Source organism: Sorangium sp. So ce281 (assembly GCF_051527395.1).
GTDB classification, from domain to species: Bacteria; Myxococcota_A; Polyangia; order Polyangiales; family Polyangiaceae; genus Sorangium; species Sorangium cellulosum_B.
Genome location: NZ_CP150322.1, coordinates 12,026,927 through 12,042,591 on the forward strand (window position 1 = coordinate 12,026,927; position 15,665 = coordinate 12,042,591).

Sequence of the window (15,665 nt, forward strand, 5' to 3'; positions counted from 1 at the left end):
GGAGCCGCTGGCAAGACCGAATGCTTCGTTGCCACCGACCTGTCATTCTGGCGCGGCGCTCGTCTCGCCGGCGCGTCCCCGACGCGCGCGCGACGAGCCCGGCTGGCGCGCGGCGTAGCTCGCTGCCACCGGAGCGCATCGCGCCCAGGGCGCCCGACGCGACGAGGTGGAGGGCGTCGATCTGAACGTAAGGACCTCTATGGAAGATCATCGCTCCAAGACCACGTCTCGCGCGAGAGGCATGGTCGTAGACAACGCGTTCACGGCCGATGGCCTCTATGGCGTCCGGCGCGAGCCGACCTACAGCGGCGCGCTCTCCTTCCTGCGCCGCAAGTACACGCGCGACCTGACCGGCGTCGATGTGGCGGTCACCGGCATCCCGCTCGACACGGCGACCAGCAACCGCCCAGGGACGCGCTTCGGCCCGCGCGCGGTGCGGGAGGCCTCGGCGCACCTCGCGTGGAGCCGCCCTTACGGCTACGAGTTCGATCCGCTCGACCGGCTCGCCGTGGTGGACTATGGCGACTGCGTCTGGGATTACGGGCGTCCGGAGGAGAGCCCTGTCGCCATCGAGGAGCACATCGGCCGGATCCTCGACGCCGGGGTGACGCCCCTCTCGATCGGGGGGGATCACTTCGTGAGCTACCCGATCCTGCGCGCCGTGTCCAAGCGCCGCGGGAAGCTCTCGCTGATCCATTTCGACGCTCACTCCGACACGTGGAGCGACGAGGTCGGTTCGGGTCGGGTCGATCACGGCACCATGTTCTTCCACGCGGCGCGGGAGGGCCTCGTGGAGCCCAGCCGCTCGGCGCAGATCGGGCTCCGCACCTACAACGCCGATACGCTCGGCTTCCAGGTGCTCGACGCGCCCTGGGTTCATCGCCATGGCGCGAGGGCGGTGATCGAGCACGTTCGCAACATCGTCGGGGACCACGAGGTTTACCTGACGTTCGACATCGATTTCCTCGACCCGAGCTTCGCGCCCGGCACCGGCACGCCGGTCTGCGGGGGGATGTCCACCGCGGTCGCGCTGGAGATCCTGCGGGGGCTCCAGGGCATCGCGCTCGTCGGCATGGACGTCGTGGAGGTCGCGCCCGCGTACGACGTGGGTGAGATCACGGCGCTGGCTGGCGCGACGATCGCGCAGGAGGGGCTCGGGCTCATCGCGTGCCGGCCTGGCGCTCAGAAAGCAAGGGAGTCGGCCGGGTGACCGCCGCTCTGCGTCGGCTCTACGCGCGTGTCCGGCGGCGCGCTCGGTACGGCGCGAAGACCGCTTCTGGCGAGTCTTCGGTGAACTGGCGGAGCACCCGGTTGAGCCCGCGCGTGCCGTGCGCGCGGACCGCCTGGACGCGGTCGAGATCGAGCACCTCCCCGAGGTACTCCTCCCCGGAGCCGCCCTGGAAGAGGACGCGGCCCTCGGGATCGACCGCGATGGAGCGCCCGCCGCCGATCTCCACCGCGGCGTTCACGTTCACCACATAACACTGGTTCTCGATCGCGCGGGCGCGGGCGAGCACGAGCTCCTCCTCGCGATCCGGCGTCGTGGTGAGCGTCGGGTGCAGGATCACCTCGGCGCCGCGCAGCGCCAGGCCGCGCGCGACCTCGGGATACCAGCCGTCGTAGCAGATCATGAGCCCCAGCCGGCCGACGCGCGGGATGTCGAACACGGGCGCGGGCTCATCGCCCGGCGCACAGGTCTCGAAGGGCATCCAGGGATAGAGCTTGCGGTACCGCGCGACGAGCTTGCCGCTCGGCGAGAAGACGAGCGCGGTATTGTGCAGCTTGTCGCCCGCGCGCTCGTAGATCGACCCGGCGCAGAGCCACCTCCCGGCCCTGCGCGCGATCGCGCCGAGCCGCTTCGTGAGCGGCCCCGGGATCGGCTGGGCGAGCTCGTGCGGCGGAGAAGTGTGGCGGAACGGGTGATCCCCCGTGAGCCACAGCTCGGGAAACAGGTAGAGCTGCGCCTCGGGGAACGAGGCCCCCAGCGCCTGCACCTCGCGCTCGAGCTTCTCGAGCGTCGCAGCAGGGTCGCCGGGCACGGGCCGGGACTGGACTCCGATGACGTGGAGGAGGCGAGCCATACAAGCGACGTTATACACCCCCTCTGCGGCGTGCGTCCGAGGGGCGTCGCGAACGTCGCGCCGGGGGGCGCCTGGCGAGCTCGCTCAGGTGGTCGGCTCGATCGACCCGCGAGCCGCCGCGATCACCTCGGCCGTGGCGAAGTGCGCCGACTCGAGGGCACCCTGCGCCCAGCCCGTGTAGAGACACGTGTGATCGCCCGCGAAGACGATGCGCCCCTCGCCGCGCTGGAGATCCGCGATCAGGTCGGTCTGATCGGGCCGGTACGCGGGCCAGCCGCCTCGCGTGTACGGCTGGTGGTGCCACGAGAACGACAGCCCCTTCTGGAAGTACTGCCGGGCGTTCGGGAAGAACGACTCCATCGTCTTGAGCCCGAACTCGATGCGATCGGCCGCGGTGGGCAGCTCGTCGAGCGCCGCGGCGTTGCGGTCCTGCACGTAGGCCGTGAGGATGCCCGAGGTGCCGGACTGGAGCGAGGTCAGGTCCCACAGACGCTCGATGGGCGTGGTCGTGCAGGCCGCGAGCAGCCCGACGATGCCCTCGTCCGCCCAGAACCGGTGCGAGAACTGGAAGTTGAGGCGCGTGACGGTGAACATCGGGATCTCCGACGCGGCGCGGTGCTTCGGGCCGGAGAGCGGCGGGTCGAACGCGACCTCGAGCAGGATGCGGTGGGGGAGCGCGCACACCACGAAGTCGCCCTCGATCGTCTCGGGGTCTCCGTTCCTGAGGAACTCGACGGTCACGCCGTCCTCGCGGGAGATCACCCGCTGCACATGGGCCCCCTTGAGGATGCGATCGCCGAGATCGTCGGCGAACGCGGTGGTCAGCCGGTCGTTCCCGCCGGCGATCGCGTAGGTGTGGAACCACTTGGCGTCGAGCCGCTGGTTCGCCGACCAGGCGAGGCCGCTGAACATTTCGATCTCCGTCCCCTCGTACGCGCGGCAGATCTCCCTCGCGGCGTGCGAGGCCCCGGTCCGATCCAGGCTGCGGAAGAACGTCTCGCCCGAGAAGTCCTTGCGGACGGTGGCCGGTGGCCACTGCGTGTCCCGCGGGTCGCCGATCACCGAGAACGCCTTCGCCGCGAGCTGCAGGTTGAGGGACTCCGCGTCGATGTCCCGCTCTTCCGGAGAGAGCGGAAAGTCGGCAGGATAGTGCGCTTTGCCCCGCGAGGTGCTCAGGAAGCGATGGCCCATGACGTAGTACAGCTGCGTCGCGTCGAGCGGATACTCGAGGATCTCCAGCCCGAAGTGGCGCGCATAGGCCAGCGTGAGGACGTGGGTGTCGGCGATCCGGGTGACGCCGAGCTCCGCGTACTGGTCGCCGAAGTGGTTCCGGAGCGTGTAGAAGCGGCCGCCTACACGGTCATTCCGCTCGAGGATGATCGGGTCGAACCCGGCCTTCCGCAGCGACCATGCGGTGCACAGCCCTGAAATCCCGCCGCCGAGCACGATGACACGGCGCCCGCCGCCGACGCTCGGCCACTCAGGTAGAGTGTCCCACATCTGTGGCAACATCTCCCCTGCGGCCGCGAGGCGACGCCGGTCGTAGACGGAAGCGAACGACTGCTCGGGGACATCGATCGGGCGGTCGGGCAACATGGACCTCTTGCTCGGGCTGGCTGACGATGGTCAGGTTGGCAAAAACGCCTTCAAGGCGGCGCGCCGCGGGCGACATACCCGACGCGCGCTCCTCTCGTGACCTAGGGTTCGGCGCGAAAATCGGCGCCCATCGCTCTCCTGGTCGCTCCTGGTCGCGGCGCGATCCGCCGAGCGGCGCGCCCGTTGTTCCGCCGTCGCTCCGGGCCGCGCGCGCCGTGTGCCGCGTGATCCGAGGTCGAGGAGCAGATATTCACGAGTGACCATGATGGACAAGCGATGTTTTGCTTTCAAGCAAAATCATGACCGCGCCGCTCGCGACGAGAGGTGCGGGCGTCCGATGATGTGGTCACTTGGTCTCGGTTACGTGTTACGTGGCCGCGCATCGTCAGATCGCGGCTTTGTCGACGACGGTCATGAGGCGAGCGCACCGCTCCACACCATCGCGCCTCGAGCGTGGAATGCGGAGGATCGTGCGTGATTTGCGCCCCGGCGCACGATTTGCGTCGTGCAACGAAACACACGAGAGCGCTGCATGACACGCGAGGCCGGTCCAGGCGCTGAGTTCACGCGAGACGCTGAATTCGAGCGTGGCGCGAACCGCGTGCGGCGGTGGAGCTCCTGCCAGCGTGGAACGGTGGCGCAGGTGTGGCTCGCGCCACGCCTGGAATGGATGAGGCCGCCAGGGCGACGCCGCCCGATGGCCCGCGGGGCGCGAGGCCACGCGCTCGCGGGCCGCCCTGCGCCGCGGTCGAGCAGGGCGGCGCGGGGGCGGAGCGCCGAGGGGTGATGGGCGTGAGGTGGAGAGCGCGCGGCCAGGACGGCCGCGCGATGATCAGAAGTTCAGGTTGGCAGAGAGGAGGAAGGTGCGGCCTGCCTGCGGCATCCTGGTCGCCGTGAACTGGGGCGAGATGGGGGCCTCGTACTCCCAGTCGGCGACGTTGTAGACGCCCATGTTGTAGCGGAGGCCGGCCACGTCCGTCTGGCCGGAGAGGACGACGTCCCAGATCACCGCGGGGTCGGTCTCCGTCAGGTTCTTGTCGATGCGCGACGACTCGACGGTGAGGCGCGTCGACAGCATCAGGGCCTTTCCGAACAGCGGCACGGTTCCCTTGACGGCGGCCATGTGCTCCGGCGAGTTGGGCACCTTCTTGAGCTCATCGTCGACGTCTCCTTTATCGAGGTACCGCGCCCGTGAATAGGAGTAGGAGAGAGAGGCCATCCAGCCCTGGCGCCACTCGCGGCGCAGCTCGGCCTCCCCGCCCAGCACGAGGATCGGCTCCTTGGTGTTGTCGTACCTCCCCGGCAGCGCCGGCGTGAAGTCGCCGGTCTGCGCGATCATGTCGGTCATGTAGTTCACGTACCCCGCGCCGAGCAACGAGAGCGTGGACGAGAGCCGGTGCGTGAACTCGACCTCTCCCGAGAGCACGCTCTCGGGATCGACCGACGCGTTCTTTTCCGGTTCGTACCCCGGGGCAAAGTTGCTCGAGGGCACCTGCAGGAAGAGCTCGTAGATGGGCGGAGCGCGGAACGCGCGGCCGCCGGTGACCTTCAGGTTGCCCCCTTCGTAGGGCTTGACGACGAGCGCGATGCGCGGGCTGATCCCGGAGTTGAAGCTGAGACCGTCCTCTCCATAGTTGTAGTAATCGATACGAGCACCCGCGGAGACGCGGACGCGGTCGGACGGGACGAAGTCGACAACGCCGTAGCCGGCGAGGATCTGGTAAGGGTGCGAGTCGAACAGATTCTCGTCGTTGGGGTCGAGGTCGCCGACGGGCAGCACGAGCGTGTCGGTGCACGGAGGAAGAAGACCGCAAACCTTCTCCTCGATGCGCATCCTGCCGAGCAGGTGTACCTGGCCCTCGGCGCCGACGGTGACCTTCAGCTCGCGGAACGGTGAGATTTCGAAGCGCTGGTCCGCGAGCAGCCACGTGTCCTGGTACTGCTCGACGTCAGAAATCGTTTGCTCATCGGCCACCTGGGCCTCGGACAGCCACAGCGTGTCATTGTAGAGCTGCATGTCGACGGCCACGCGGGTCGTCATCGAGAAGCTATCCGAGAACCGCGGCGAGAACGTGAGCTCGGCGAACCCGCGCCTGTCGCGGTAAAACGTCCTGTCGTCGCCGACCATGGTGAAGTTTGCGCCGGTCGGGAGCGCCTTCTTGCGGTCGTTGTAGGACACCTGCGCCGAGAGGGACTTGTACCAGAGCCGCCCCTGGACCGTCCCGACATTGAAGTGGTCCGCGCCGCGGGCGTTGGCATCCTTGTCCTTCCACTTGTTCTCGAGTCCCTCCGGGATCGGCAGGAAGTAGTCTCGCCCTTGACCGTGGCCGCCGGCGACCGACAGCCACATGCCGGAGTCGCGCCCGAAGGGCACCTGCACCTGGCCGCGGCCCCGGATGAAGCCGTGCTGCGCCGCGCCCACGCCGACGCCCGCGCCGAACGACGTCGGGCGGCCCTTGGTCACGATGTTGATGACGCCGACGAACGCGCCCGTACCGTAGAGCAGCGAGCCCGGGCCACGGACGACCTCGATCCGCTCGACGTCCTCCAGGTCGGTGCGCGCCGATTGATCGGCGAAGGCGAGGCCGTCCCACGTGTCGTTGATCGAGTGCCCGTTAAGCAGCACGAGCACGCGGTTGCTGTAGTCGCCGGGGATGCTGATCCCGCGGATGCCGACCCAGGAGTAGGAGCCGTCGTACGTCGTGTAGACGCCGCGCATGCCCCTCAAGGCCTCGGCGACGGTCGGATACCCCATCGCGCGGAGCTCCTGGCCCGAGATGATGGTGACCGAGCCGGGCGCGTCCTCGACGGCCTCCGCCGTACGCGACGCGGCCTCGACCTCCTCGAGCTGCCGGAGGGAGATGTCGATCCGGGTCTGCTGTCCGGCCACCACGTTGGCCGACTGCTCGACCGGGCGGAAGCCGCGCAGCGAGACGCGCACGCGGCGCTGGCCGCTCTGCACGTTGAGGACCGCGGGCGTGAAGCCCATCGGCTTCCCGTCGACCTCGACGAGCGCGTCGCGCTCATCCGCGTTGACGACGAGGCTGCCGGTGAGCGGGTTGAGCCGGTAACGCGCGGTCACCGTGCTCGCGGCCGCCACGTTCACGTCCTGCTCCGACGGCTGATACCCCTCCTGCGAAAGGTAGAGGCGGTGCCGGCCAGGAGGCAGCGTGAGATCGCACGGCGCGGTGCACGCCGGGGGGCCGCCCGCGTCGTTGACCCGCACCGTCGTGCCCGCCATCTCACCGACCACGCGCACCGTCCCGACGATGCGCTTCAGCTTGACCGCGACGTTCGTCTGCTCGCCGATCTTCGCCTCGACGTTCTCGACCTCCGCCGGCTCGTACCCCTCGAGATCGACGATGATCTTGTGCTTGCCGGGCTGGAAGCCGAGGAGGCGGGGCGTGTTGCCGCGGCCGCCGAGATCGCGGCGGTTGATGTACACCGTCGCTCCGGGCGGGTCCGTCGTCACGTTGATGACGGCGACGTTGGGCCGGATGCGCGCGAGCGCCTCCTCGATGGCCGGCCTGCGCGCGGCGTTGGGCTCGAGATCGAGCGCTTGAACGTAATAGCGAAATGCGTCTGGATACTCCTGGAGAGCCTCGTAAGTTCGGGCGATGTTGAAGATCACGTTTCGGTTCGGGACAAGCCGGTTCGACACCAGGAAGTGCTCCAGGGCGCCCCGGTAGTCACGCGCCGAATAGCGCTCCGTGGCGATCCTGAAGTGTAGATCGGCCTCATCGGCCAGATCATCCGCCCAGGCAGGCCGACCGGAGAATGTGAGGAGTGCTACGAGTATGAGTAGGAGTGCGGAGCGACGAAAGCTCATCTTTCGATCTCGATTCCCAACGGTCGAAGTGGAGCGCAAAGCGCCGTCCGCCGGGTCCAGCCGTCACGCAAAGACCCGGCGAGCTTGGGACGAAACAGCCGCATTGCCGGGTCAGCTTACCGTAAGCCGTCAGCTGATCCAACCTGTTCGCACAGGCGGCCGTGGACCTCACGCCGGCGTGGACGCCGCTGTGTAGGCGCCGTGCGCGGAGCGCATCACAGAGTGAGCGGAACCCGGCGAGGCGCGCGGTCCGGGCCCGGCGCCCCGCAGGAGGCGCCGTCAGGCGAGCGCTCGAGCTCGGCGCCCCGGGGCCGGGCCGCGCGAGCCAGAGCGAGGTGGAGCGCTGGTCAGGCCCAGCGCCAAGGTGAACAAGGGCGGTGCATCGCTGCGCTGACGCGCAGGAGTCCTCCCGGCTCCGCGCGGCGCGCGCGAGCCCCTTGGCCGCCCGGCGCCCGGCGCGCCGCCTCCACCGAGCTCCGCCGCCTCCGCCGCCTCCGCCGCGAGCCCGGGCCGGCGGCTCAATTGTGCCGCCAGCGGGTGAGCCGCTCCAGGATCACGATGGACACCGCCACGCCGCTCAGGAGGAGCGTTGAAATCGCGAACAGGTCGGTCCGCACGCCTCGCATCTGAGATTGGTAGACGTAGAGCGGGAGCGTGACCGAGCGTGGGCCGGACGTGAAGAAGCTGATCACGAAGTCGTTGAGCGACAGCGTGAACGCGAGCATGGCGCCCCCCACGATCGCCGGCCACAGGAGGGGGAGCGTGACCCTCCGGAAGTGGATCCACGGCGACGCATAGAGGTCCATCGCGGCCTCGCTCAGCGTCGGCCCGATGGCGATGAGCCGACTGCGGACGATGAGCGTCACGAACGCGATCTCGAACGTCACATGACCGATGATCATCGTCGTCATGCTGGGCTCGAACCACTGGTCCACCACGCGGCGGAGCACGTTGAACGCCATGACCAGCACCGCCGCGAACGTGATGTCGGGAGCGACCGCCGGGATGTCCACGATCGACTCGAGCACGCGACTCACGGAGCTCGGCCACGGAAAGTGCATCCCCAGGGCGAGCAGCGTACCGAGCACCGTCGCGATGAGCGTGGAGGCGCCGCCGAGCACCAGGGTGTTCACGGCGACCTCGCGGATCTCCAGGACGCGCCGGTTGGTCTCGGGATCGGCGAAGAGATCGAGGTACCAGCGAACCGAGAAGCCGGTCCAGAGCAGGCCCCGCTCCGCGGCGTTGAACGAGTAGACGGCGACCGCGAAGAGCGGCAGGTAGAGGAGCGCGAAGCCGAGGAAGGCGGCGATCGTCGTCAGCGCGCGCCAGAGGCCCCGGCCGAGCTTCACAGGAGCTCCACGGAGCGCCCATTCCGGCGGTAGAGGGACACGCCGCCCAGCGTCAGGACGATGAGCACCAGGCTGAGCGCCGCGCCGTAAGGGATGTTCCTCCCCGGGCCGAACTGGTGCTGGATGAGGTTCCCTATCAGCCAGTGCTTCGCGCCGCCGAGCATGTCGCTCACCACGAAGACGCTCATCGCCGGGACGTACGTGAGGAGGACTGCGACGCTGAGGCCGGGGAGGGTCTGCGGCAGGATCGCCGCGAGGAAGATGCGCAGCCGCGACGCATAGAGGTCCTGCGCGGCCTCGACGAGCGACCAGTCGAGACGATCGATGCTCGTGTAGAGGGGGACCACCGCGAACGGGAGGGAGGCCGCGACGAGGCCGATCGTGACCGCCGTCCAGCTGGGATAGACGTCGCGGCCCGGGTCGATCCACCCGAGCCAGGCGGCGAGCTTGGCGGGCAGGAGCTGCGCCGACAGGAGGAGCTTCCAGCTGAACGTGCGGACCACGAGGTTCGTGCAGAGCGGGACGATGATGAGCGCGAGCCAGAAGAACCGCCGGCGCCGCGAGCCGCGCGCGATGAAGAAGGCCATCGGATAGGCGAGCATCACGGAGGCGCTCGTCACGACCAGCGCGAGGACGATGCTCCTGATGAGGATGCGCGCGTTCTCGCCGGACGCGGAGCCGAAGATGCGCTCGAACGACTCGAACGACAGCTCCCAGAGCAGGGCGCCGTCCGCGTCGCGCTTGAGGAACGACACGACGAGGAGCGCCAGGCTCGGCAAGAGGAGGAACACGGACAGCCACGAGACGCCGCCCGCGATGAACAGGGACCCCCGCGCGAGGAGCCTGCGCCGCGTCGTGAGCTGGCCATACCAGACCGTGGGCTCAGTCACTGAGCACCTCGAGCCGCTCGGCGGGCAGGGCGAGCCAGACCGAGGAGCCGGGCTTGAGCCGCGAGCGGGGGCTGAGCTGCACGCGCAGCGGCCCGGGCTCGATGATGAGCTCCACGTGATCGCCGCGGTAGAAGCTCTCCTTCACCACGCCGCGCACGCCGTTCTCCGCCGGCTCGTTCTCGCAGAGCTCGATCCACTCGGGGTGGATCGCGAGCGTGCCGTACTCCCACTGAGGCTTGGTCTGCACCCTCAGCGCGCCCACCGTCGTGAAGACGAGCGTGGCGCCGACGCGCTGCGCGGAGATGAGGTTGGCCGCGCCGAAGAACTCGGCGGCGAAGCGGCTCTGCGGCCGCTCGTACACCGCGGCCGTCGCCCCCTGCTGCTCGATGCGGCCCTTGTTCATCAGCACGATGCGGTCCGAGACGGTCATCGCCTCGTCCTGATCGTGCGTGACGAGCACGAACGTCTTCCCGAGCGCGCGCTGGAGCCGGCGCAGGTCGAGCTGCACCTCGGCGCGCAGCTTCGCGTCGAGCGCCGACATCGGCTCGTCGAGCAGCAGCACCTCAGGCTCGTTGACGACCGCGCGCGCGAGCGCGACTCGCTGCTTCTGACCGCCCGAGATCTGGTGCGGATACCGCTCCGCGAGCTCATCGAGCTTCAGCATCGAGAGGCTCGAACGCACGCGCTCGCGCACCTCGGCATCAGGGAAGCTGCGCGACCTCAGGCCGAAGGCCACGTTCTCGAACACGGTCAGATGCGGGAACAGCGCATAGTTCTGGAACACGGTGTTCACCGGCCTGCGGTTCGCCGGCAGGTGGTCAACCGCCCTGCCCGCGAGCAGGATCTGCCCGCGATCGGCGCGATCGAGCCCCGCGATGATGCGGAGCAGCGTCGTCTTGCCGCAGCCGGAAGGCCCGAGCAGCGTGACGAACTCGCCGGCCTCCGCCGTGAACGACACGTCGTTCAGTATCTGTGTCTTACCGAAGCTCTTGCTGACGTTCTCTACGACGAGGCTGCATCCCGGGTTGCGCTCGGCCGCGCTCTCGGTCAGGGGCGCCATGCTGCGCTGCCCCGGCGACGAGAAGAAGTCTCTCAACCTCTGGATCACCCCAGCAAACCCTTTGCGCGTGGCGCTTTCCGAACCGCTTCCGAAGCCTCGGAGCGTACTACGCAGACCATGATGCCCTCCCGTTGTCAACTGGGTGCGCGCCGGGCTGACCGGCTGAGCGGCGCGCGCCCGGCCGGGCTCTTTCGCTCGCAGGCGGCGTACGCTACCGCCCTTCCCCTGGGCGTGCCACCTTTCTGCCGATCCTGCTCGCGGCGCGCTCCAGCGCCGCGCAGGGCTCGCGCGCCGCTGGAGCGCGCCCAGTGTGCTCGGAGCGCGCTTCCCCTGCGCGTTCGGGCGCGCTTCGCGGCGCGTTCGCCGCGCGTTCCCGGCGCGGTCCCCACGCGGTCCCCACGCGCAGCTTGCCACCGCTCGGCGCCGGTGATTTCTTGGTCCCACGCATGGGCCTGAGGAACGCGAGACCCGAGTTTGGAGGCACGCGTCGCTTCCAGGTCGTTCGCGTCGTGGGCCGCGGCGGGATGGGGGTTGTCTACGAGGCCTTCGATCGCGAGCGCAAGGGGCGGGTCGCGCTCAAGATCCTCCGGAATCTGAGCGCCGACGCGCGCCTCCGGTTCAAGAACGAGTTCCGCGCGCTCCAGGACATCCAGCACCCGAACCTGGTCAGCCTCGGCGAGCTTCACGAGGAAGAAGGGCAGCTCTTCTTCACGATGGAGCTCATCCGCGGCGTCGACTTCGTGGTCCACGTGCGGCTCCACGAGGAGGGCGACGCCGGGCCGAGGGGCGAGCCCACGAGCGTCGGGCGCCGCTCGACCCTGCCGTCGAGCCCCATGTGGTCTGCTGTGCAGGGCCCTGCCTCGGAGCCACAGCCCCGGATCAAGCGCCCCTTCCACGAGGCCCGCCTCCGCTCGGCCCTGGCGCAGCTCGCCCAGGGGCTCGCGGCGGTGCATGCGGCCTACAAGGTTCACCGCGATATCAAGCCTTCCAACGTCCTCGTCACCGCGGAAGAGCGGGTGGTCCTCCTCGACTTCGGCTTCGTCGCCGACGCGAGCGGCGTAGGGCGCGAGCAGGCCGTCGTCGGGACGCTCCATTACATGGCGCCCGAGCAGGCCGAGGCCAAGGCGGCCGGGCCCGAGGCGGACATCTACAGTGTCGGGGTCATGCTTTACCTCGCGCTGACCGGCGTCTACCCGTTCCAGACGGCGCCCAGGGCGGCGCTCGACATGATGCGGCGAGCGGAGCCTCCGCCGCCGAGCCGGCTCGTCGAGGACCTGCCCCCCGACATCGACGAGCTCTGCGTGGACATGCTCCGCATCGACCCGGCCGCCCGGCCGACGGCGCGCGACGTGCTGCGCCGGCTGCAGGTGCAGGAGCTCATCGAGGAGCCGCCCGTCCTCTCGCAGCGCATCGGCTTCGTCGGCCGGCGCAGCGAGCTCGCCGCGCTCGAGGGCGCGTTCGCGGAGGCGAAGCTCGGGCGCGCGGTCACGCGGTTCATCGAGGGCGAGTCGGGCGTCGGCAAGAGCGCGCTCCTGCGCCGGTTCCTGGAGCGCATCGACAAGGAGGCGCTCGTCCTCGCGGGGCGCTGCTACGAGCGCGAGGCCGTCCCCTACAAGGCGGTGGACGAGCTCATCGACGGGCTGAGCCGGCACCTCGTGCGCCGCCCCCCCGAGCAGGTCAAGGCGCTGCTGCCGCCCAACGCGGGCCTGCTCGGCACGGTCTTCCCGGTGTTCCGGACCGTCCCGGCGATCACGGAGGCGCGCGCCCGGCGCAAGGCGATCGACCCGCCCGAGATCCGCGCCCTCGTCTTCGCCGCGCTCCGGGAGCTGCTGGGCCGGCTCGCGGCCGAGCGGCCGCTCGTGCTCGCGATCGACGATCTCCAGTGGGCGGACGCCGACAGCGTCGCGCTGCTCTCGGAGGTGATGCGCCCGTGGACCGAGGCCGATCTCCACGCCGCGAACAGGCCCGGCTCGTTCGCCGGCCTCGATGGGCCCGTGTCCTCGGGGGCGCTGATCGACCCCTCGCGCCCGCGCGCGATGATGCTCGTGGCCACGGTGCGGACCGCCTCGGAGACCGCGCCGCCCGTCTCGCGGCAGCTCGGGGTGCCGATCGACTCGCTCGGGCACATCATCCTCCACCGCCTGTCGCTCGCGGAGGCGCAGGAGCTCTGCGCGCTCCTCCTCCGCGGCACCCAGCTCGGCCGCCCGCTCAGCATCGAGGCGATCGCGCAGGAGGCCGGCGGCCACCCGCTGTTCATCGACGCGCTCCTGCGCCACCGGATGATGTCCCCGGACGCCGACGGCGGCCCGGTGCGCCTCGACGACGTCCTCTGGGCGCGGATCAGCCGGCTCGACGCGCGGGCGCGCCTGCTGCTCGAGCTCGTCGTGTGCGCCGGCGCGCCGGTGCTGACGTCGGTGGCCGCGCACGCGATGGCGGCGGATTTCGGGGAGCTCACGCGGGTGCTCTCGGCCCTGCGCGCGGCGAACCTCGTGCGGACCGGCGGCTCGGGTCAGGACGAGTTCCTCGAGCCGTTCCACAACCGCATCCGGGAGACGGTGGCGAGCCGGCTCGACGAGCAGGCGGCGCGCAGCTGGCACGGCCGGCTCGCGCTGGCGCTGGAGGCCTCGGGGCGCGCGGAGCTCGAGGCGCTGGCCGAGCACTGGCGCGCCGCCGGGGACTCCGAGCGCGCCGCCGGCTACGCCGTGCGCGCCGGCGAGCACGCCGAGGCCGCGTTCGCGTTCGACCACGCGGCGCGCCTCTACCGCATGGCGATCGACCTCCACCTGCCTGGCGCGGCGGAGCGGCGGGTCGTGCTCGCCAAGCTCGGCGACGCCCTGAGCAGCGCGGGCCGCGGCGCCAAGGCAGCGGAGGCCTACATGGCCGCGAGCGACGGCGCCCCGGAGTCCGAGGCGATCGATCTCGGCCGCCGGGCCGCGGAGAACCTGCTTCGCGCCGGCTACGTCGACGCCGGGATGGCGGGCCTGCGCTCGGTGCTCGGCGCGGTCGGCATGCAGGTGCCGAAGACGCCGGAGCTCGCGGTCGCGTCGCTGATGCTGCGGCGCGCGCAGGTGCGCCTGCGCGGGCTCAACTTCGTCGAGCGCCCCGCCGACGAGGTCTCGCCCGAGGACCTCATGCGCATCGACGTCTGCTGGTCGGCGGCGATGGGGCTCGCCATCGTCGACCCCACGCGCGGCGCCGACTTCCAGGCGCGCAACCTCCTCCTGTCGCTCAAGGCGGGCGAGCCGTACCGCGTGACGCGCGCCCTCGCCTTCGAGGCGAGCTACCTCGCGATCGACGGCGGCCCGTCCGCGTCCCGCGTCGCCGACCTGCTCTCGACGGCGAGCGCGATCGCGGCGCGCATCGGCAGGCCTCACGCGCTCGGCCTCGTCGGCTTCGTCGGCGGCGTCACCGCGACGCTGTTCGGCCGCTGGCAGCAGGGCGCGGCCGATCTCGACCGGGCGGACACCATCTTTCGCGAGCGCTGCACCGGCGTCACGTGGGAGCGGAGCTGGGCGCACACCTTCTCGGTCTGGGCGCTCTGGTACGGCGGCGAGACGCGCGAGTTCATGCGCCGGGTCCCGATGTACCTGCAGGCGGCCGACGAGCGCGGCGACCGCTACCTCGCCACGAGCCTCCGCTCCTCGCAGAGCAACGCCTACTGGCTCGTCGGCGACGACCCCGACTCCGCGCTGCGCCAGGCGCAGGACGCCATCCGGAGCTGGTCGAAGGCGGGCTTCCAGCTGCAGAGCTACTTCGATCTCGTCGCCCGCGCGCACATCGGCCTGTACCGGGGCGAGGGCGAGGCGACGTACCGCCTCTTCGCGGAGCAGCGGGCGGGCCTCGAGAGCTCGCTCGTCCTGCGCATCCAGGCCGTGCGCATCATCATCACCCACCTCCGGGCCTGCGCCGCGCTGGCCGCCGCCGCCGCGTCCACGCCGGCCGACGCGGAGCCGCTGTACGAGGAGGCGACGCGCGCCGCCCGCAAGATCGACGCGGAGCACATGCCCTGGGCCGACCCGCTCGCGGCCGCGGTGCGCGCCGCGATCGCCGCGGCGCGCGGCGAGGGGGAGGCGGCCGTCCAGCAGCTCGCCGACGCGGTGCGCGGCTTCGAGGCCGCCGGCATGGCCCTCTACGCCGCGGCCGCGCGGCGCCGCCACGGCGAGCTGCTGAAGGGCGACGAGGGCCGCGCCGCCGTCGAGGCGGCGAACGGCTGGATGCACGAGCAGGGCATCGTCAGCCCGGACCGCATGACCGCGATGCTCCTCCCCGGCTTCTAGCGGGCTCACCCGCTTCGGATACGGGCCCATCTCGGCGTTTTCGGTGCTCAGCGTACAAGAGTACGCTTCCGCGCCGAAAACACCGAGCTGGACCCGTCTCCTGTGCGGGTGAGCTCCGGCGACGGTAGGGGGAAGGGGAGGGGGGCCGGCGGGCGCGCTAGGGCTTCACGCGCAGGACGGCCGTGCCCTTCGCCTTGCCGTAGAGCTGCTTGATCTCGATCTTGTACTCGCCGGGGGACGACGCGCTGAACTCGACGGGGGAGGCGCTCTGCGGCTTGCCGGTGGGCAGATCGCGCAGCACGCGCTCGATGATGATCTTCCCGGAGGGGGAGCGGATCTTGATGTTGAAGGGCGGGGTCGCCTCGTCGTAGGCGCGGAACACGAGGCGCACGGCGTCTCCGACCGAGACCGGGGTGGTCTGGCTGATCGTCTCGATGTCGCCTTCATTCTCAACGGTATCGGCCACGCGTCGCTCGTCCCGTGAGGTGCCTCACCGCGGCCCCTCGGCGCTCATTGTAGTCGCGTCCGGCGGAGATTCGCGAATTTGGAGCGCAGCCGGCCGGCGCCGCCCGCCGGAGGAGGC

At 70.4% G+C, this 15,665-nt stretch carries 9 protein-coding genes; 2 read left to right on the forward strand and 7 right to left on the reverse strand.

Annotated elements, in window-relative coordinates:
* Nucleotides 1-241: 241 nt before the first annotated feature.
* Nucleotides 242-1,210: an agmatinase gene (gene speB / locus WMF27_RS46130; RefSeq protein WP_437762510.1), complete on the forward strand. Its 969-nt coding sequence runs from the start codon at nt 242-244 to the stop codon at nt 1,208-1,210.
* A gap of 19 nt (nt 1,211-1,229) precedes the next feature.
* Here speB and WMF27_RS46135 read toward each other — a convergent pair whose 3' ends face one another.
* From WMF27_RS46135 to WMF27_RS46160, 6 genes are all read right to left on the reverse strand, one after another.
* Nucleotides 1,230-2,081 (reverse strand): carbon-nitrogen hydrolase family protein, encoded by an 852-nt coding sequence (locus WMF27_RS46135; RefSeq protein ID WP_437762509.1) that lies wholly within the window; start codon nt 2,079-2,081, stop codon nt 1,230-1,232.
* 84 nt (nt 2,082-2,165) lie between these two features.
* Entirely contained in the window at nt 2,166-3,581 is a 1,416-nt protein-coding gene (locus tag WMF27_RS46140) for a flavin monoamine oxidase family protein (protein WP_437762508.1), read from the reverse strand.
* Nucleotides 3,582-4,509: 928 nt separating this feature from the next.
* Nucleotides 4,510-7,338, reverse strand: coding sequence for a TonB-dependent receptor domain-containing protein (locus WMF27_RS46145; protein ID WP_437762507.1), 2,829 nt, complete (start codon nt 7,336-7,338; stop codon nt 4,510-4,512).
* A 686-nt stretch (nt 7,339-8,024) separates the two neighbouring features.
* Nucleotides 8,025-8,855 carry an ABC transporter permease gene (locus WMF27_RS46150; RefSeq protein WP_437762506.1) on the reverse strand — a complete coding sequence of 277 codons (831 nt, stop codon included), beginning with the start codon at nt 8,853-8,855 and terminating at the stop codon, nt 8,025-8,027.
* Nucleotides 8,852-9,745: an ABC transporter permease gene (locus WMF27_RS46155; protein ID WP_437762505.1), complete on the reverse strand. Its 894-nt coding sequence runs from the start codon at nt 9,743-9,745 to the stop codon at nt 8,852-8,854. The genes WMF27_RS46150 and WMF27_RS46155 overlap by 4 nt, the downstream gene beginning before the upstream one ends.
* Nucleotides 9,738-10,853 carry an ABC transporter ATP-binding protein gene (locus tag WMF27_RS46160; protein WP_437762504.1) on the reverse strand — a complete coding sequence of 372 codons (1,116 nt, stop codon included), beginning with the start codon at nt 10,851-10,853 and terminating at the stop codon, nt 9,738-9,740. The genes WMF27_RS46155 and WMF27_RS46160 overlap by 8 nt, the downstream gene beginning before the upstream one ends.
* 398 nt (nt 10,854-11,251) lie before the next feature.
* Here WMF27_RS46160 and WMF27_RS46165 point away from each other — a divergent pair, with 398 nt between their 5' ends.
* Nucleotides 11,252-15,082, forward strand: coding sequence for a serine/threonine-protein kinase (locus tag WMF27_RS46165; protein WP_437762503.1), 3,831 nt, complete (start codon nt 11,252-11,254; stop codon nt 15,080-15,082).
* Nucleotides 15,083-15,239: 157 nt separating this feature from the next.
* On the opposite strand, the gene WMF27_RS46170 is transcribed toward WMF27_RS46165, so the two are convergent.
* On the reverse strand, nt 15,240-15,548 hold the full coding sequence (locus tag WMF27_RS46170) for a hypothetical protein (protein ID WP_437548151.1): 309 nt from the start codon (nt 15,546-15,548) through the stop codon (nt 15,240-15,242).
* Between the last annotated feature and the right edge of the window lie 117 nt (nt 15,549-15,665).

What these genes read in the sequence shown, in the direction of transcription:
- WMF27_RS46135 (WP_437762509.1), bottom strand. Translation starts at nt 2,081, where the DNA reads ATGGCTCGCCTCCTCCACGTCATCGGAGTCCAGTCCCGGCCCGTGCCC.
- WMF27_RS46165 (WP_437762503.1), top strand. Translation starts at nt 11,252, where the DNA reads ATGGGCCTGAGGAACGCGAGACCCGAGTTTGGAGGCACGCGTCGCTTC.
- WMF27_RS46140 (WP_437762508.1), bottom strand. Translation starts at nt 3,581, where the DNA reads ATGTGGGACACTCTACCTGAGTGGCCGAGCGTCGGCGGCGGGCGCCGT.
- speB (WP_437762510.1), top strand. Translation starts at nt 242, where the DNA reads ATGGTCGTAGACAACGCGTTCACGGCCGATGGCCTCTATGGCGTCCGG.